The 17,850-nt window shown below is 42.5% G+C and carries 13 protein-coding genes; 6 read left to right on the top strand and 7 right to left on the bottom strand.

Annotated elements, in window-relative coordinates:
• Positions 1–10: 10 nt before the first annotated feature.
• Positions 11–1,369 (bottom strand): UDP-N-acetylglucosamine 1-carboxyvinyltransferase, encoded by a 1,359-nt coding sequence (gene murA / locus NEPTK9_RS01220; protein WP_194847007.1) that lies wholly within the window; start codon positions 1,367–1,369, stop codon positions 11–13.
• Between the two features lie 8 nt (positions 1,370–1,377).
• Positions 1,378–2,325, bottom strand: a complete 948-nt coding sequence (locus NEPTK9_RS01215; protein ID WP_194847006.1) for an ATP-grasp domain-containing protein — start codon at positions 2,323–2,325, stop codon at positions 1,378–1,380.
• Between the two features lie 356 nt (positions 2,326–2,681).
• Here NEPTK9_RS01215 and NEPTK9_RS01210 point away from each other — a divergent pair, with 356 nt between their 5' ends.
• Both NEPTK9_RS01210 and ispF read left to right on the top strand, forming a co-directional pair.
• Positions 2,682–3,317, top strand: a complete 636-nt coding sequence (locus NEPTK9_RS01210) for a hypothetical protein (RefSeq protein WP_194847005.1) — start codon at positions 2,682–2,684, stop codon at positions 3,315–3,317.
• A gap of 31 nt (positions 3,318–3,348) precedes the next feature.
• Positions 3,349–3,831, top strand: a complete 483-nt coding sequence (gene ispF / locus NEPTK9_RS01205) for a 2-C-methyl-D-erythritol 2,4-cyclodiphosphate synthase (protein ID WP_194847004.1) — start codon at positions 3,349–3,351, stop codon at positions 3,829–3,831.
• On the opposite strand, the gene NEPTK9_RS01200 is transcribed toward ispF, so the two are convergent.
• From NEPTK9_RS01200 to gltX, 3 genes are read right to left on the bottom strand one after another with little or no spacing between them, the layout of a single operon-like run.
• Positions 3,812–4,156 (bottom strand): hypothetical protein, encoded by a 345-nt coding sequence (locus NEPTK9_RS01200; protein ID WP_194847003.1) that lies wholly within the window; start codon positions 4,154–4,156, stop codon positions 3,812–3,814. The genes ispF and NEPTK9_RS01200 overlap by 20 nt on opposite strands.
• Before the next feature lie 26 nt (positions 4,157–4,182).
• The gene (locus tag NEPTK9_RS01195; RefSeq protein ID WP_194847002.1) at positions 4,183–5,184 is read right to left on the bottom strand and encodes a flavodoxin domain-containing protein; all 1,002 of its coding nucleotides are present in this window, start codon (positions 5,182–5,184) and stop codon (positions 4,183–4,185) included.
• Positions 5,162–6,655, bottom strand: coding sequence for a glutamate--tRNA ligase (gene gltX, locus NEPTK9_RS01190; RefSeq protein ID WP_194847001.1), 1,494 nt, complete (start codon positions 6,653–6,655; stop codon positions 5,162–5,164). The genes NEPTK9_RS01195 and gltX overlap by 23 nt, the downstream gene beginning before the upstream one ends.
• Positions 6,656–6,974: 319 nt before the next feature.
• Here gltX and NEPTK9_RS01185 point away from each other — a divergent pair, with 319 nt between their 5' ends.
• Entirely contained in the window at positions 6,975–8,123 is a 1,149-nt protein-coding gene (locus NEPTK9_RS01185; protein ID WP_194847000.1) for an ATP-binding protein, read from the top strand.
• Here NEPTK9_RS01185 and tsp read toward each other — a convergent pair.
• Positions 8,104–10,020, bottom strand: a complete 1,917-nt coding sequence (gene tsp, locus NEPTK9_RS01180) for a tail-specific protease Tsp (protein WP_194846999.1) — start codon at positions 10,018–10,020, stop codon at positions 8,104–8,106. The genes NEPTK9_RS01185 and tsp overlap by 20 nt on opposite strands.
• Positions 10,021–10,317: 297 nt before the next feature.
• Between tsp and NEPTK9_RS01175 the strand changes: the two genes are divergently transcribed.
• Positions 10,318–10,752: a helix-turn-helix domain-containing protein gene (locus NEPTK9_RS01175; protein WP_194847051.1), complete on the top strand. Its 435-nt coding sequence runs from the start codon at positions 10,318–10,320 to the stop codon at positions 10,750–10,752.
• 293 nt (positions 10,753–11,045) lie between these two features.
• On the opposite strand, the gene NEPTK9_RS01170 is transcribed toward NEPTK9_RS01175, so the two are convergent.
• Positions 11,046–15,953, bottom strand: a complete 4,908-nt coding sequence (locus NEPTK9_RS01170; RefSeq protein WP_194846998.1) for a tetratricopeptide repeat protein — start codon at positions 15,951–15,953, stop codon at positions 11,046–11,048.
• A gap of 204 nt (positions 15,954–16,157) precedes the next feature.
• On the opposite strand from NEPTK9_RS01170, the gene NEPTK9_RS01165 reads away from it, so the two are divergent.
• Positions 16,158–16,451 carry a hypothetical protein gene (locus NEPTK9_RS01165; RefSeq protein ID WP_194846997.1) on the top strand — a complete coding sequence of 98 codons (294 nt, stop codon included), beginning with the start codon at positions 16,158–16,160 and terminating at the stop codon, positions 16,449–16,451.
• Positions 16,452–16,519: 68 nt separating this feature from the next.
• The gene (locus NEPTK9_RS01160) at positions 16,520–17,704 is read left to right on the top strand and encodes a hypothetical protein (protein ID WP_194846996.1); all 1,185 of its coding nucleotides are present in this window, start codon (positions 16,520–16,522) and stop codon (positions 17,702–17,704) included.
• The last annotated feature ends 146 nt before the right edge of the window (positions 17,705–17,850 follow it).

Raw genomic sequence — 17,850 nt, 5'->3', positions numbered from 1 at the left:
GCATTATAACCTAGCTAGAGCTAAGTTGCAATTCCTCTTTAGGGGCTTTAACACGGGTGATATTGGCGCCCAGTCCTTGGAGCTTTTCCTCTAGGTGCTCGTAGCCTCTATCGAGGTAAGGGAGTCCCGAAAGGATACTCTCTTCAGGGGCAAGAAGGGCGGCCATGACATAGGCAAAGCCCGCGCGAAGGTCGGGAATAACAATCTCTTTTCCCCGAAATGCTGTCGGCCCTTTGACGATCAAGCTATGCTCATAGTTTTGATTCGCAAAGCGGCAAGGACGGTCACCCAAACACTGGGTAAACAGTTCCATGTGGGCTCCCATTTCTTTCAGCGCTTTGACATATCCAAAACGGTTTTCATAAACCGTTTCATGAACAACCGAGCTTCCTTCGGCTTGTGTAAGAAGGACAACAAAAGGTTGTTGCCAATCGGTTAAAAAGCCGGGGTGGACATCGGTCTCTAGGTGGAGTCCTCCCTTGAGGGGACCTTGATAGAAAAACTCTATTCCATTTTCCTTAACGGCAAACCCTCCATTGATCCGGCGGAGTTTGTTGAGGAAAGTGACCATATGGGGTTGCTCTGCCCCCTCGACAAAGACCCGCCCCTTTGTGGCGATCGCTGCCATTCCAAAACAAGCGGCTTCGATCCGATCGGTGATCACCTTGTGCTCCACCTCATAAAACTGGGTCGTTTCTCGGACATAGACGGTTCGATCGACATCGACATAAATCACAACGCCAAGCTTTTGCAAGAAGAGGATGAGGTCGATCACTTCAGGCTCCATCGCAGCCCCTCGAATGGCGGTTTGCCCTTTCGCGCGGCAGGCGGCAAGGATCGCATTTTCAGTCGCCATCACAGAAGGGTAGGGAAGTTCAACAATGGCCCCCTTCATCCCTTCAGGAGCATGGGCAAAGTAGGCTTGCTCTTTTTTAATGGTGCGATATTCCACTTTTGCCCCCAATTTTTCAAGGGCCATGATGTGAAAATCAACAGGGCGTTTTCCAATTTTGCACCCTCCCACCGTGGGGACAATAATGTTTTCTTTTGTCCGCCCTAACAGCGCTCCCATCATCAAAATGGGGATCCGATTGGCTCCTGAAAAGTTCAAGGGGACATAAGAAGACTTCACCTCTTTGGTGATCACCTCCATCCGCCCCTCTTCCTTCTCCCACTTCACCTCCATTCCAATCTCTTTGCAGAGGTTGACCGTTGTTTCAACTTCAGAAATATTGGGAACGTTCGTGAAAATGCACTTTTTATCGGAGAGAAGGGAAGCAACAAGCATCTTTGAAATAGCGTTTTTAGCGCCTGCTGCTTTGACATGTCCGTTTAGAGGGGTTCCCCCAGTAATTTTTAATCGATCCATAAACGTGACTATAACAGGACGAGCTGTTTCTGAAACGGAATTTTTTTGTCTGTCATTAAAAAGCTGGGAAGGAGCCCTTGGGTCCCATTTTCATAAGCCAAACTTTTCCCCAATTTTAAGGCGAGCCACCCCATCGTTTTCCGGGTATTGATCTCCACTATCGGATGGAGTTTATTGTCGTAAACCATTGCGTCGATTCCAAGATTGCCTCGGAAACCCCGTGCCCAAAGATGTTTTAAGGGAGACTGCACTTTTTCTAGATGCTCTTCTAAAAAGGGAATGTCTTGACCCACATAGGTGCGACTATAATTTCCCCACTTTGTATTTTCTAAAACCGTCGCTCCTAAATAGGTGATCTCATCGCCAAGGACCCACTGCGTTGAAAAATCCATCTGCCTGTTCACCCAAGGCTCTCCAATCAGCTGGTGTCCCCGCTCAAACTCTTTTAGGACTTGAGCCTGAGCTTTTTCATAATCCTCTGGCTTTTCCAAAATGATCCGCCGTCTTCCTGCCATTCCATAGCAAGTCTTAAGCACTTTTGGGTAGGGTCCCTCGGCAATCCATCCTTTTGCTTCTTCGGGATGGTGGAGCAGTTTTGCTCCTGGAAGGTTGGGGCTGTGGGTAAAGGAGAAAGCTTTGGAGGCGACCTCGCGTAAACAATCGGGCACTTTATAGGGGAGGGGAGACCACCGCTCAATCGCCTTGGACCATCCCCAGGTCTCAATCCGATCATACCCCTCGATCTCATCTTCAAAAAGATGGACGGCAATTCCTTCTGGCACTTCGGGAGGATGGTGGGTGACAACGACCCCATCGCCCGGCTTGGCATACAAAAAGGGGAGAAACTGGAGCTGCAAATAGTTGGGGTGGACCATAAAAGAGTCCTTAACCCCCATTTTTGACCGGTTTTCAAGCTCCCATTCAAAGTTTACATTACAAACATGTAACGTCTTCATTTTTAATCCTTATTTGTCAGAAATTTTACCCTTGGTTGCCACCTACTGTCAACTGAAAGATAGGTGCATAAATTTTGATTGTGAAAAATTTTTAATCAGCTTAGAGTGTAATCTTTCGATTAATTCCTTTGGAGGTGCTTTTGGAAATGGAAATTTTTAAGTATTTTTTGTATGTTTTTATTGCATTTCTTACCCCATATTTTCTTGCAAAGGGGGTATGGGGCTTGATCCAAAATAGAGGGAAGTACACTTTTAAGGTTATTTGGCACAGTTCTGCTCATTTATTTGGTGTGACTGTTTTGATTATTGTTTTTATAAAATTAATTTTTATGAAGTGGTATTGATATGAAATTTTTTTGTTTTTACTATTGCTGCCGGCTTTAAGTTTTTGCTGTGTTGAAAAAGATGATATTTTAAAGGAATTTTCCTTGAATATGAGTGATGCGGATATCGATGGGGCCTTCTATTCCATCGATCAATGGAAAGAACTGTATCCTGATGATGTTCATATGGCAGAAGTTTGTAGAGCATTTTTGTTATTGCTAGATGGAAAACTCGATCAGGCGAGATTTTTATTTGAGATTCATTTTCCTGAGGTTCTTATTCAAGATGGACAACTTGCTTCGCAAAGTCAAGTAGCAGGTCTTTTTTATCAAATCCTTGAAACATGTGATTCTCCTTTGACTTTAGATGCTTTAGGTTCTGAAGCTAAAGTGTCTTTATGTAAAAAGCGCTCTAGATTCTGGAAGGGCAAAGCTATTCTGGGCATGGTAGTAATGGCAACAGGAGTGGTTGTTGCAGCTGTAAATCCCCCTGTTGGATGGGGAATGATAGTTTCATCGATACCAATGGTTATGGAGGGAATCGAAAACTCCGAAGATTATCATGAAGAAATGGATAGGAAAAGGTCAGAGCGAATGCGACAGGAAGCAGAGCTAGATCGCACTTCGCATTTTTCTAAGCATAACAGCATGAATTTGGTTATGGTATGATGACTTTAATGGGTTCGTGTAAGGATTAAAAATGAAGACTAAAACTGGGATTGGGCAAGATAGCCACCGTTTCCTCCCTGAAGGGAGCAAGAAAAAATGTATTGTCGCTGGGCTTCCCTTCGAGGATGCTCCAGGACTCGACGCCGACTCGGATGGAGATGTCGTCTTTCATGCCATTTGCAATGCAATCACCTCGATCACCCATGTCCCCATTTTAGGAAAGGTTGCGATCGATCTTTGTCGTAAGGAGGGGATTACCGATAGTCGCGTCTACCTTGAGAAAGCGGCAGAAACTTTGGGAGACCAAACGATCGAACATATCGCCTTGACCATTGAAGGAGGACGTCCCAAATTTCAAAAACGGGCTGAGGAGATGCGAAAAAGTGTTGCTGATCTGCTCTCTCTTTCAGTCGAGCAGGTGGGGATTACCTTTACCTCTGGAGATCGCTTAACGGCTTTTGGTCGGGGAGAGGGATTGATGTGCTTTTGTGTGGCTACGATTGCTTCTTCTTAGCTTGAATTTTATGGTAGGTTTTGAAGAAGACGGTGACTATTTTGATGAGCTTTATCAAGGTCAAAAAACCAAGAGAGGTTTTAATCATAGGACCTAGTTTAATCTTTTTCCCATAGTAAAAAGATTTCGCCCCTTTTTTATCCCAGCAAGCGGCGATAATGGTAAAGACGATGGCGCCCATCTGGGCATAATCGGCATAAGCCTTCCGATTGCTCCAAGCTTTTAGACCCTTTTTGTGTTCACCTCGGCTTTTAACCTCTGAGTTTTCTGCATAGAATTTTGCTGCAGATTTAACAGGAATGAGTTTTGTAAGTTCAAAAGACATAAGCACAATTCTAACACACCTAAGAGTTAATAGACATCCAAAAGAAATCTTTTTTCTTTTCGAAGGGTTTTAATGAAATTTTTTGCATTGGCAGGAGAAAGAGCGCCATGCGTTTCGATAATGGTTTGTAGGGCATGTGTCACATCCTTTGCCATGCGGCGGGCATCGCCACACACATAAAAGTGAGCCCCTTCTTGAAGCGCTTTCCAAACCATCACTCCCCTTTTAAGCAGGTGGTGTTGGACGTAGGTCTTTTCCTCTTGGTCACGAGAAAATGCGAGGTCGAGATGGAGAAACTTTTTTTCTTTGAGCTCTTCTAGATAAGACTCGTAGTAGTAGTCGTGGGCCCTATGACGCTCTCCAAAAAGGAGCCAGTTTTTCCCAGTAGCTCCTTGAGCTTCCCGTTCTTGAAGAAAGGCGCGGTAGGGAGCGACACCTGTGCCGGGGCCAACCATGATAATCGGGACATTAGGGTCATCAGGGAGGGTAAAGTGGGCCGTTGGGTGGAGGTAGGTATAGATTGGAGTTTTTTCCACCTCAGCAAGATCGCAAAGAAAATGGGAACCCAACCCTTTCCGCTCAATGTCTCCCACTTTGTAGGTAAATGTTGCAACCAAAAGATCGACGCGGTTTGGGCTCACTTGAGGAGAGGAGGCGATGGAATAAAAACGGGGGAGGAGAGGGGGATATTTAACCAGGAGGTCTTCAAGGGAAACCCCTTCATCAATGCGGAGAAGGTTGACCTTGGTTTTAAGGAAGTGCTCAAGCGAAAGTGTTTTCCCCGAGCGAGGATCGATGACCTCTTCCACCCCTGTTTTTCCAAGTGCCGCAAGGAGCGTTGCCACATCTTCAGGGCTATTTTCTGGGTAGATGGCGATAGCATCTCCCGCTTTGTAGGTCATTCCTGAGTCTGCAAGGTCTAAGGTGACGTGGTAGGTCTTCTTTGTTGATCCCTCTTTATTGAGAAGGTAGCGCTCAACAATTTTAGCGGGGAACGGGTTTTCTTTATTGTAGAGCACCTCTTCCATCCCACTTCTTTTTCAGCGCTGCCATCTTTTTGTTTGAAATCCCTCCAAGGAACTCAATGCCGTGGAGGAGGCGAGCGCGGGTTCGGTCTTTTCCTAGAATATCGATCGAGTCGAAAAGGGGTGGCCCCTGGTGTTTCCCCGTAATGACAGCAAAGAGGATCCGCATCACCACTTTTTTGTGGTTGACTTCGAAAAATTCAGCCATCTCGCGCGATCCTCTTTCAAAACCGCTCCGACTCCAGTCCTCATTTTCCTCCATGCTCCAAATCATTGCTTGAAGGAGGGCAGCCGATACTTCTTTTTCTGTTCCCTTTGGAGAAAGAAGCTCATCGCTCAGCTCAATATGGTTGACGAAGAGGAAATTACACAGCTCCATAAATTCGCCGAAAGTTTTGATCCGGGTATGGATAAGGGGCATGATTTTGGCCATCCGCTCATCGGAAAAGCCCCACGCTTTAATTTTTCCCCAAAGATCTTGTTCGGGGATATTATTGATCAGGTATTGCTGGTTGATCCAATCGAGTTTTTTCACATCGAAGAAGGCGCCTGAAACCCCGACATGTTTGACCGAAAATTCTTTGATGATCTGATCGAGAGAGTAGATTTCCCGATCTTCAGGCATGCTATAGCCCATGAGCGTTAAGAAGTTGACAAAGGCGTCAGGGAGATAACCACTTTCCTTATAGTAGAAAACCGAGGTGGGGTTTTTCCGCTTCGAAAGTTTTTTTCCGTCGGCGCCAAGGAGGAGGGGCATATGCATAAACTGGGGGCGATCCCACCCAAAAAGGTCATATAAAAGAACATGTTTTGGGGTCGAAGCCATCCACTCATCTCCTCGGATCACATGGGTGATTTTCATGAGGTAGTCATCGACAACATTAGCCAAATGATAGGTGGGGTAGCCATCGGACTTGAGGAGAATTTGGTCATCAACATCGCTCCAGGGGCAGGTGATCCGCCCTTTCGTCATGTCTTCGTAGGTGCATTCTCCAGTAAGTGGCACCTTCAAACGGATCACATAGGGTTGCCCTGCTTTTTCCCGACTTGCGATTTCCTCTTCGCTTAAGTTCCGGTAGCGGCGGTCGTAACCCATTCGCTGCCCCATCTTTGCGCTGAGCTCCCGCATTTCTTTGAGTTCTTCAGCTGTGGCAAAACATTTGTAGGCATGTCCCATATCGAGAAGCTTTTGGCAATGCTCCCGATAAATTTCGGTCCGTTCCGATTGCTTGTAAGGGCCATGCGGGCCACCCACTCCGGGGCCTTCATCCCATTCGATGCCGAGCCACTGGAGCGCCTTATAGATGCTCTCTTCATACTCGTGGCGGCTCCGGCTTTGGTCGGTATCCTCGATCCGGAGGAGAAATTTTCCACCATGGTGTTTGGCAAAAATTAAATTAAAGAGAGCCATGTAGGGGGTTCCTACATGGGGATCACCGGTTGGTGAAGGGGCAATACGGGTACGAACTTCCATAAATCTACTGTTGTACGCGTTTACGGGGCTTAATCCCCTTGAAACCGGGTCTAGCACATTATCTTTCAAACTGTCCTCCTCCCCTATAGCGCCTGCGGCTATGGGGTCGTTGGACAGCTTAAAACCTAACGTACTACCCCCTAGTTTCCCAGGGAATGCACCCCGCAAACACGTACTATTGGTTAAAAACACCTATTCTATAGATTTTAAGGATTAATGCCAATCCAAAGAAAACGGGGTTGACTTTCCCAGAAAAACCATTAAAATGGGAAGAAATAACCCAAAAAATAGGTATTTTTGGGTAGTTATGTATGCAAAAATGTATAAAAGATTCCTGGAAAAGCCCCTAAAAGGGGATCATAGCTTCTTTCTTTTTGGCCCTAGAGGAACAGGAAAGACCTCTTGGCTCAAGTCACGGATTCCAAACAGCTTATATATAGATCTTTTGGATCAAGAGGTCTTTTTTGAGCTCTTAAAAAATCCTCATAAAGTCGAGGAGATGATACCAAAAGGGTTTAAGGAATGGATCATCATCGATGAAATCCAGAAAATTCCCCCTCTTTTGAATGAAGTGCATCGCATGATCGAAAACTACCGTTACAAGTTTATCCTGACGGGGTCGAGTGCGCGCACCTTAAGACGGAGGGGAACCAACCTTTTAGCAGGACGAGCTCTTTACTATAAGATGTTTCCTCTTACAGCGCTTGAGCTAGGAAAAGATTTTAGCCTTGAGAAGTCGTTGAGGTTTGGGCAACTGCCAATCGTTCATGCGCAGTCTGTAAACCCAAGGGATTATTTAAAGTCTTACACCCATGTCTATTTGCGGGAAGAGGTGATGCAGGAAGGGCTTGTCCGTAACATCGGTTCTTTTGCAAAATTTTTGCAGGTAGCGAGTTTTTCTCAAGGGTCGACCTTAAATATGACGCAAATTGCAAAAGATATTTCTATCGAAAGAAAAACAGTCGAGGAATATTTCCAGATTGTTGAAGATCTTCTTTTAGCAAGTCGTATCCCTGTCTTTACGAAACGGACAAAACGAAAAACGATTACCCACCCCAAGTTTTATTACTTTGATGTTGGAGTGTATCGCGCGTTGCGTCCTATGGGGCCCTTTGATGCACCAGAAGAGGCTGAGGGACCTGCTTTAGAAACTTTAATGCTTCAAGAAATTCAGGCAATGAATCACTATTTTGAGCTTGATTATGAGATTTATTTTTGGAGAACAACGGATAAATTAGAAGTTGACTTCATTCTCTATGGCCCTAAAGGGCTTATCGGTATCGAAATTAAACGTTCAAAAAAGATACATTCTAACGATTTAAAAGCACTTAAAGCTTTTCAGGAAGATTATCCTTCAGCAAAACTCTACCTCTTTTATGGGGGAAGTAAGCGCCTTTATTTCGATAAAATAGAAGCCATTCCCTTCCAGGAAGCATTGCAAACCCTTCCTACCCTGCTTGGAGCATGAGGATCAAATCTTTCATAATGTTAAGAGATTCCTCGAGCTGGAGGTCGTTTTGCCCATACCGCTCGGCTGTTTCCGGATCAAATTCTTCCTTACGAAGCTCTTTGAGAAAATTTTGGTAGTTTTTGTTTTGCTCGATGCGGAGAGAAGAATTCTTTTTAAGAGCTGGAAGGTAGCTGCCATAGAGATCGACATACTCTTGCCGATTTTTACTATAAAGGCGCATCATTTTCCTTCGGTGAAAGGGGTGAATATCATAAAGGTTATCGACAAAGTTGGGGGAGATCTCATCGTTTTCTAAAGGAAATTTAGCGAAGGACTCTCCAATTTCAAGTTCTGTGAGGCTTCCAGGAACCTCAACATCTACTTTGGTTCCGGTCAATTGGGGACTTTTTCCCGACACAGTGTAGTAGAGGCCTCGCGTGACCTTATATTCTCCTTGGGGGTTCACCTTATGGATGTTGCCCGCCTCTAGCGTGAAGGTTTGATAGCTTCCCTTTCCCCAAGTGTAGGGGTCACCGACGAGGATGGCACGCCCATAATCTTGGAGCGTTTGCGCCACAATTTCAGCAGCTGAAGCGCTCCCTTTATTGGTGAGAACAAGCAAGGGGCCATCCCAGCTGACGTCGCTGCTAAAGTTGCGGAGGTGTTGGATATTACCCCCCGAATCTTTGATCGAAACAACCACTCCTTTTTGGATAAAAAGGCCGGTTACAGCAACAGCGGTCGGGAGAATTCCTCCTGCGTTTCCACGAAGATCGAGGATTACCCCTTGCAAATTGTCCTCTTTTTTAATCGCTTCAATCGCCTCTTTGATATCGGTTGCCGCTGAAGCAGTGGAGTCTTGGTAAAAAGAAAAGAGGCGGATGTGGGCAATCACCCCATTTCCATAGGGGAGTTTTGCCGTTTCAAAACGGGTTTCCTTAAGAACGATTTCATCGCGGACCACTTCGGTATCAAACTTCTCCCCCGTTTCACGAAGGATCGTCAGGTTCACCGCTGTTCCCTTAGGACCACGAATCAAACTCACCGCTTCGACGATGTCCATCCCGACAACAGGTTCATGGTCGACCGCAATGATCTTATCTCCCGCTTTCAGTTTTCCATCTCGAAGAGCAGGTCCTCCATCTAAAAGGCGAACCAATGTAAATCCTGTTAAATCATCGCGCAGCTGTGCCCCGATTCCAAAAAGACGTTGCTGCACCTGAACCATAAACTGGTTCGCTTCTTGGGGAGTGAAGTAGACGGTGTGGTTGTCTAACCCTCCGCAGAGACTTTTTAGAAAGTAGGCAAACATCTGCTTGTTTTGGAGCTTTTTTTTCCCTCCTTGGATCACCTCTTCTTCTCTTGAAGACCGCCTTTTTGAAAGGCGTTGCATGAATTGCTCTTTTGAGTCGACTTCAAGCTTATCGGCGGTTTCGAGCTGGAGAGCGCGAAGAGCTAGGAGGCGCTCTTCGAGCTCCCTTTCATTTTGAGCCCACTTAACAGCTTTAAAATCAATATTTTTTGCGCTTTCAGGAGACAGAAGTCCCTTGATTTTCTCCTCTAAATCATTCCGCCGATGAATCGCCCCTACCATCACCTGATATATCTTCTCATAGAGCTCAAAACGCTCTTTTTTATAGTTTTGGATGATCTTATCGACAAGTTCCTCGCTTGGCTCCGTCCATTTTTCAACTTCTGAGGCTAGAAGGTAGGTCTTTGTGGGATCAAGCTCGTTAAGGAAGTTTTTGAGGGTCCTACGGGCAATTTCTGGGGTCATTTCCTTGCAGCTGACGTGTCCTTTAAGAATTTCTTCAGATTTTTTGTAGGTGGTGTGGGCAGTGAGTTTTGGAGGCTTAGCTTCAGCACAAACGGCGAAAAGGATTAAAATGCTAAATATTAGGGGTTTAAGTTTCATTCAAATCATTCCTTACTATCTCAGATTTTCTGCCTTTATCTTACAGCAAATCAATGGTTTAAGTCTATACCTAATCAAATAATTTCTATGCCTTGAAATTATTTTTTTTCATAATCCCATCTAAATCAAAAATTTGTGAAAAAGTAAAGAGAAATAGATTGCTTTCAACTCATTTTTTTGGGATAATAGGAGGTCTAAAGGTTAGAATATTAACAAATCGTTAAAAAACCAGGTTTTTTGGAAACTAGACCTTTAGCTTGGTTTTTTGACCCATTTTTTTGGATTGAGGAGAAAAATATGGATATGGAAAACAATGTTGGAGCAGAAGTCGCTTCACGAAAAGTGGTTTCAATTACTGAAGCTGCGCGAATAAATGGTGTAACGAGACAAGCCATTTACGTTGCGATTAAGCAGAACAAGCTTAAAGCAAGCAAAGACTCGACACGTTGGACAATTGATCTAGATGATCTAGAAGATTACCGTCGCAATAAGTATTCTAGAACAAAGTCTACTTATGAAGGCGAGCTTCTTTTTGATAACCAAAAAGGTTTTTACTCAGTCAACCAGGCAGCGAAGATGCTCGGCGTTCCTGCGCAGAAAATCTATTACGCGACACGTGTTGGCATGTTGAAAGCTTCTCGAAAGGGAGCAGCATGGGTCATTCACGTTGATGACATTAAAGAGTATCAGGAGAAGTACCTGAGCAGACTTTTGGAAACGGAAGCGATGTAACTCGAGTTGTTATCTTTTGGTCCGAAAAAAATCTCAAACCGTTTGCGGTTTGAGATTTTTTTGTCGCCTCAAATTTAGTAGAAAATCTCTATGTTTGCAACGTAACAAAGACCAGAGTAGTCCTCCTCCCGGACCAAGCTCTCCTAAAGATATTGTACCTAACCTCTAAGGACGTGTCGAAAAAGTGGGTGCCTCCAGTTAGGGGTTGAAAGAAGCCTCTCATATTTTGGGGTGGCCTATTAAGAAAGGCTGCCTGCTTTGGGAGGCATTTAAGTGGGGTTTACACAGTTGCCTTACATCAGATAACACAGTCCTTGGCTTTCTTGGCTTTTCATAGAAGTGACCTTATTCTTTGCGTCTTCATAAGAAACTGTAGTTGGGTGATTAGGACCAAATATACGTTTAGCCATTTCATATGCCAGTACAAGATTTTGAATCGATTCCTCTAGATTAATTTTAGAATATACCGCTCCTAAAGAATAGAAACAATTTGCAATATTTGGGTGGTCCTGGTTTTTATGAAGTCTTTTTTCCATTGCAAGGGCTTCCTTAAATTTTTCTAGTGCCTCTTGATGCCTTTCTAATCCTAATAATAAGGATCCCATGACGAATAGAGAATTTGCAATATCTGGGCGGTCCTGGTTTTTATAGATTTTTTTTTGAATAGCGAGAGCTTTTTGATAGCTTCCCAAAGCCTCTTGACTTCTCCCTAAAGCAGTAAGTGCGGCTGCCTTTCCATGGAGCCTTCCAAAGGTTGCTAGATTGAACTTATCTTTATAGAGTGTTTCCTGGAGTTGGCGGAGCTCTTTACAGACTTCTAAAGTATCTTTATACCTCTTTAAACTAACAAGTAAATTCATTTTAATAATTAATGAGGCTTCAGCTTCTGGATGGACCTGATTTTTTAAGAGCTTTTTGTGAATCATAAGAGATTCTTCAGTTTTTTCCAAGGCTTCTTGGTATCTTTTTAGGCCGAAAAATGCTGATGCTAATATTTGTAAATTTCTTGCAGTTTCTTGATTAGGCTGACATCCATAAATCTTTTTTAGTATAGAAATAGCTTCTTCAACTTTTTCTAAAGCCTCTTCATGCTTTCCTAATTCATCAAGTTTTTGCCCTATGTATTTTAGTATATGAGCTGCCGTATCTGAGTGGTACTGGTTATTATCAAGCCTTTTTTGCATTGCAAGAGCTTCTCTATATTTTTCTAAACCTTGCTGAGGTTTTTCCGTACTACAGAGTATTCTCCCTAGGCTAATCAGAGATGCTACAATCTCTTTGTGATCTTGATTTTTATAGAGTCTTTTTTGCATGGAAAGAGCCTTTTTAGTTGCTTCTATGGCCTCCTGGTACCTTTTTAAATTACAAAGTGTATGTCCTATCATATATAAAGAGTTTGCAATATCTATGTGGTCCTGATTCTTATGCAGCCTTTTTTGCATTGCAAGAGCCTGTTCATGATTTTCTAAAGCCTGCTGAGGATTTTCTAAAGAATCAAGTGTAGATCCTAAGCGGCTTAAAGCTTTTGCTATTTTTTCATGGTCTTTATTTTTATATTTTTGATAATAAGCTTTTAAGGCTTCAGTTACTAGCTCTTTAGCTTTATCATATTTTCCCTGGTAGTGTGCGATATCTGCGTTGACTTTTTTTAATTCTGGAATCTCTAGGTTTTTAGTTTTGGAATAATGCTCCGTTATGTAATTTAGGTGGAGAATAAGTTGGATAGCAAAAGGTAATTGGTCTTTATTCATTTGTTTTAAATCCCCGCTAAAAGATATTAAAAGTTTTACAGCTTCTTCCAATGATTTTGAGGTGGGGGTACTAATTGAAGAACTCTGTTTCCCTTTTGAGGAGCTACTAGAGAAACTTACTTTTCCTTTTGAAGGGCTTGATTGGTTTTGAATAGTTTTTTTGATAATGGCTTGTTTTGTCCTATGCATAGATATTGACTCTGTGACTTCATTATAATTAATGAAGTTAAGGTCAGCAAGAAGAGATAGGATACTGTCAGCCAAAAACTCCCTGTCTACTAGTTCCAGTGTTTTTGTTGTGGTTTTCAGCCATCTGTCAAAAAAGGCGCGAGGAATGCTGTCGGGATGGAGGTGAGCACAGACTTGTAGCCAACGGTGGGCAAGTGCACCCGTCGGTGTTGTTTGGAGTTTTTGTAGTGAGAGGGTTATTGTAGCATAGGCTGTGTTGGGATACCTTTTGTCTGTTTTGAGCCTTTTTAGGACTTCCGTTTTTTGTTCTTGTATAAGCTTTAAATACCTTGGAATGCTCATGGATCGGGTTTCAGTAATAAAAGAAGCTGCTTGCGCTAAGCTGACTGGTAAGTAATCCAATTCTTTTGCAAGGGTTTTTAGATCCTCAAGGTTTGACCTTCCTCCAAGTATTTTTGTTAGGAGGGAGACACTTTCTTGGGGAGATAAAGGGGTGATTTCAATAGGGTTTTTAGTATTAAAAAGAGTCTTTTTTTGAGTAGTAATCAGGATTTGACCTCTTTTAGTGGAAGGAAGGGGAAGGTTCTCTTCTGCATTGTCATAAATAAGAAAAAATGGCTTTTCAAGTTTAATTTTTTCTAACAGAGTGTGAACGGTATTAATAACAGTCTGGCGAGAAGCTTTGATACCAATTGGGCGCTTAAGTTTTGCGGCAAGCTCTCGATAAGAGCTTTCTAGGTTATTTAAAGTGTCGGCTTTTATGGTCCAAATAATGGAGAATTTATCTTTATGATCATGGGCAAAGGCATTAGCTAGCTCGGTTTTTCCACATCCCCCTTCTCCCGAAATAACTATGGGTTCGCTTTCAAAAGAGGTTGTTTGACTTGAGGATGCATTGCTTTGGAAGTTGAAAAGTCGTGACTCTAAAAGGGAGAAAAGTTTCTTTCGTTTGATGTAGTAAGGAAGTTGGGGCCTTAAATGACAAGGAGAGTTCCCTTGAAGGCGGAGCATAGGTAAAAGGAATAGGTTATTGAATTGGAGGTTTTTTCCTTGTTGCTTGTTAAAAAAACTTCGGGTGGACCTTCTTCCTGAGTCGATTAAATTTTGCTGTTTTTCTTTAGAAAGGCCAAACTCTAATGTTCCTACCCCCTCATTACTTATAGAAATGACGCGGAATTTGTTATACGGAGTTAATTTACGGATTTGGACTTCTGCACTTGTATAGAGATTGAAGATAGAAGTTAAAAGCTGCCCAACTGTTTTGATTTCACCAGGCGGATTAAACACTTCTTCACCCGGTGTAAAAAGGCTAAAACCGAGGGTTCTTTTATTGAGTTTATGATAATTTCCGACATCTTCAGAAAAAGAGGACAGAGATTGAAATTTTTTCTTGTCAAAAGTTTCTATTGGGAAGTTATAGAGCATCCCTCCATCGGCATAGGAGCCTAAATCGTTACGTGGATAAACCGATATATTTGGGTTATTTGGATCAAATCTATCTGGATCTTTAAAGTGAAGAGTATGAGCTTTAAATGCACCGGGAATAGACATTGAAGCTCTTACAGCATGGGAGATGATAAGGTTGCTCCATTTAGGATCTTCAGAGCTCATGTGGGTAATAGCATTTTGGCTTCCCAGCTGTGTTGCAAAGAGATGTAGATGCTTGAAAGGTTTTCCTTTTTCGATAAGTGCATTAAGTTCTCCTAGTGTACACTGCCTGATTCCTGTCTTTTCATAGATAAGGTTTTCAATCCATTCTTGAAAAACCTTTCCGTCGCAGATTCCTGTGGTATTGTAAATAGATTTAACCGCATCCAACAACATTTTTTTTGGGTTCCGTAAATGACGAAAAGACTTCAAAAGAGTTTTTATTGTTCCTCCAAAAGTGGCATTTTTGAGCGCTTGTTCTATCTTTTGCTTAGTGAGAGGGTGATCCAAGAAGGTACTGAAGTCTGTTTTTGATAAGATGCTTTCCATTTCTTTTGAGGAATACCCTAGAGCCATAAGTACGGAGTTAATAGCTCCTGCTGAAGTCCCTGCACATCTTTTGATCCCCGAGATTTTATTGTTCTCTTCAAGAATCTTAACTGCACCAACGTAAGCAATACCTTTAGGTCCCCCCCCTTGGAATACACAATTTTCAACGGGGTGTAGGGTAAAGTTGGGGGGAGCATTTTTTTTTGCTATTTTACCTTTACTGAGATTAGATAGAAGCCCATAGGCTGAGCGTCCTAACGTATCTTTAGCATCTTTGAGAAGATCAAGGGGACGAATATTGTTTTGGTCACTAACATTTATCTTACATCCAAAAAAAGTAAGAAACCGGATAGCTCCCCGTTCTCTTGCTAAGGCAGCGTGGTGCATTGCTGTTCTTCCTTGGAAATCTCTAGCCTCTAAGTTAATTTTTTTTGTCTTAAGAAGCACAAGGGCCTCCTCAAAACCTAAAGCAGCTGCTAGAATAAAAGGAGTGCGGCCCTCTTTGTCTTGAGACTCAAGGTTTTCTTTTACTAATTCGTAATGTGTGTTTAAAAGTGATTTTAGGATACTATCTTGCTTAAAGTGGATTGCTAAATGCAGGATACTCCCAAATTCTTCAAATTGCATATTGAGGTTCAACTCTGGCTTTTTTTTATGATTTTCCAAAAGAAGTTCAACGCATTCAGCGTGGCCCAACATGACCGTAATAGCAAGAGGTGTCAGTTTAAAAAATGTATTTTCTCCTAAGGTAAGCCTTGTTCTTGCTTTTAGGTTGGCTCCATTTAAGATTAGGGTTTCCATAGCCTCTTTTTTTCCATAAATTGCTGCTGTATGAAGGGGGGTTTTACCATTAGAAGCAGCGCTGTCTAGATCAAGGTGTTCAAAAAGAATAGCGAGTATTTCCGGGTCATGGGTCATTGCTGCATAGTGAAGAGCTGTTCTGCCTTCGGAGTCTTTGGCATGAATAGCAATATCTTCTCTAACCATTTCCTTTGCAAGGAAGAGATCTCCTTGCTTAATAGCTTTTTGGAGCAAAGAAATACCTAATTGATTTGTTAGAATGTCTAATTGACCCCCAAGTTTTTTAAGCTGAAGCCAATTTTTTTTTCGACAAGCTTTAAAAGCTTTCTCAAAGCAGTCTTGTTGAGTAAAATCCTTATTATTTATGTTAAGCATATTTCCAATCCTTTTTAAGGACTCTCGTGGTAATTGAGGTAACAAAAGTGCAGTTTTATTGCTGCTTGAAGAAGAAGATGATGATGATGATGAGCTGGAAGAGGACATTCGGAACTCCTTATATTTTAGTTAGAATGCATATTAAATAAATACAAGATTTTTTTTCAATATTTTTTTTCTGAGAGGGTGTGATTGGGGTGTCAAAAATCTGACTAAACTGAAGAGTTTTTGACCTAAAAGTTGAGGCTGTTCTTATTCCAAAAAGATTTATGTGCTATAAGTGCAATATTTATTTGTACATAAGAGGAATATATGCCCAAGACATCAAAAGCAAAAAATATGCCTGCTCGCCCAGATAAAACAATCGACTGGCTAGGTAAAAGTAGAGAAGAGTGGAAACATAAAACACTGAACAGTAAGGCTCAATTAAAGGTTGCAAAGCAAGCTCAGAAGAGAGCCCGTGCTAGTCGAGAGAAGTGGAAAGAGGAATGTGAGAGGCTGAAGGCGGAGCGGGCAAAAAATAAAATAACACAGGCAAAACAAGAGGTAGAAATTAGAAAGCTTAAAGCTGCGTTGATGCAATTGGAGCAAGAAAAAGAAGATTAAAAAAAAAAGCGCTAGTAATACCGGGGGACCCCCGATTGAAGCGGCACACCTTTACACAAGGTATCGTAATGTGGGGATTTCACTTTCTTCGGACAGCCTGGGCAGGGTTTAGGTTAATTTCTTCCCTTTTAAAAAAGCTTATGGTTCGTGAAAAAATCGATAGGGCTCCTAAACCAGAAACCTTAATCCAGTGGGATCTAAAAATAGGGCTCCATAAACTAGAGCGTCCGAAAGCAGCTGACCAAGAGTGGGTCTGGATGGCAGACCATGTTATTCGTCTTGGCTCGTACAAGTGCTTTGTAGTCGTCGGAGTTAGGATGTCTGCTTTGAGAGCAAAAAGCGACTTGACAGTGACTCTAGAAGACTTAGAGCCTATGGCAATCCTTCCAATGCAAGTATCGAACGGAACAGAGGTAGCAAAGAGACTAGAAGAGACAATTAACAAAGTAGGCTTTTCTCCTGCTGGCTTAGTCATCGATCATGGCTCAGACTTGCATGCAGGGTCTAAATTAGTTGCTGAACAATATCCCGGTATGGACCTCAAATATGATGTCTGTCATAAAGTGGCCTGCGAGCTAAAAAAGCGTTTAAAAACGGATAGTTGGGAGATAATGACGAAGAGTGCGACGGAAACAAAAAAAGCCTTGTCAATGACTCCCTTTACAAAATTTGCTCCCCCTCAACAAAGATCAAAAGCAAGATATATGAACCTAGACACTCTTGTGGCTTGGGGAGATAAAATATTGCAGAAATACGATGAGCTACCAACAAAAGTACGAGAAAAAACAGCATGGATATTGCCCATAAAGAAGGATGTCCTTCTATGGAAGGAATGGCTTGAAATTGGACGCATAACCAGAGATATAGTTCGTAAGGAAGGTTTTTATGAAGGTGTGGAATATTTGCTAATGGATCAAATTATTAAGATGAACTTGTCCGAAAGTTCAAATGAATTTGCAGAGATATTAGTAGACTATGTCAGTGCTGAGAGTTCTGGGATTTTCTATGAAAAGCGAATGATAGGATCGACAGAAGCCCTGGAAGGACTTTTTGGCGGCTACAAGAGGTTAGCTGGCAATAACAAAATGAGCACAAACGGATTAGGTCGTCTAATTCTATGCATGAGTAGTCGAATTGGGGAGTTTTCCGAAGATCTTGTGAGCGAAGCTATGACGAGTATAAAGTGCAAAGATGTAAAGAACTGGTTGGATCAAGCATTTACCCTTGACAGAGGCTTTAAGGAAGAAAAATAGGAACAGTCGACAGGAGAAGAGGTTTGCGATTTTTGACACCCCAGGTGTGATTAAAATCCGTACTCTATGAAACCCCTTGGAAGCGGCTGGGGCATTTTCCTGAGAAAAGGCTAATAGGTGTTTGTCAAATTTTCTAATAAGCTGGC

This window comes from Candidatus Neptunochlamydia vexilliferae (assembly GCF_015356785.1).
GTDB classification, from domain to species: domain Bacteria; phylum Chlamydiota; class Chlamydiia; order Chlamydiales; family Simkaniaceae; genus Neptunichlamydia; species Neptunichlamydia vexilliferae.
Note: the sequence above shows the minus strand (reverse complement) of the source record. Positions and strands in the feature narration are given on the sequence as shown.

What these genes read in the sequence shown, in the direction of transcription:
- NEPTK9_RS01185 (WP_194847000.1), top strand. Translation starts at nt 6,975, where the DNA reads ATGTATAAAAGATTCCTGGAAAAGCCCCTAAAAGGGGATCATAGCTTC.
- tsp (WP_194846999.1), bottom strand. Translation starts at nt 10,020, where the DNA reads ATGAAACTTAAACCCCTAATATTTAGCATTTTAATCCTTTTCGCCGTT.
- gltX (WP_194847001.1), bottom strand. Translation starts at nt 6,655, where the DNA reads ATGGAAGTTCGTACCCGTATTGCCCCTTCACCAACCGGTGATCCCCAT.
- NEPTK9_RS01165 (WP_194846997.1), top strand. Translation starts at nt 16,158, where the DNA reads ATGCCCAAGACATCAAAAGCAAAAAATATGCCTGCTCGCCCAGATAAA.
- murA (WP_194847007.1), bottom strand. Translation starts at nt 1,369, where the DNA reads ATGGATCGATTAAAAATTACTGGGGGAACCCCTCTAAACGGACATGTC.
- NEPTK9_RS01215 (WP_194847006.1), bottom strand. Translation starts at nt 2,325, where the DNA reads ATGAAGACGTTACATGTTTGTAATGTAAACTTTGAATGGGAGCTTGAA.
- NEPTK9_RS01170 (WP_194846998.1), bottom strand. Translation starts at nt 15,953, where the DNA reads ATGTCCTCTTCCAGCTCATCATCATCATCATCTTCTTCTTCAAGCAGC.
- ispF (WP_194847004.1), top strand. Translation starts at nt 3,349, where the DNA reads ATGAAGACTAAAACTGGGATTGGGCAAGATAGCCACCGTTTCCTCCCT.
- NEPTK9_RS01200 (WP_194847003.1), bottom strand. Translation starts at nt 4,156, where the DNA reads ATGTCTTTTGAACTTACAAAACTCATTCCTGTTAAATCTGCAGCAAAA.
- NEPTK9_RS01160 (WP_194846996.1), top strand. Translation starts at nt 16,520, where the DNA reads ATGTGGGGATTTCACTTTCTTCGGACAGCCTGGGCAGGGTTTAGGTTA.
- NEPTK9_RS01195 (WP_194847002.1), bottom strand. Translation starts at nt 5,184, where the DNA reads ATGGAAGAGGTGCTCTACAATAAAGAAAACCCGTTCCCCGCTAAAATT.
- NEPTK9_RS01175 (WP_194847051.1), top strand. Translation starts at nt 10,318, where the DNA reads ATGGATATGGAAAACAATGTTGGAGCAGAAGTCGCTTCACGAAAAGTG.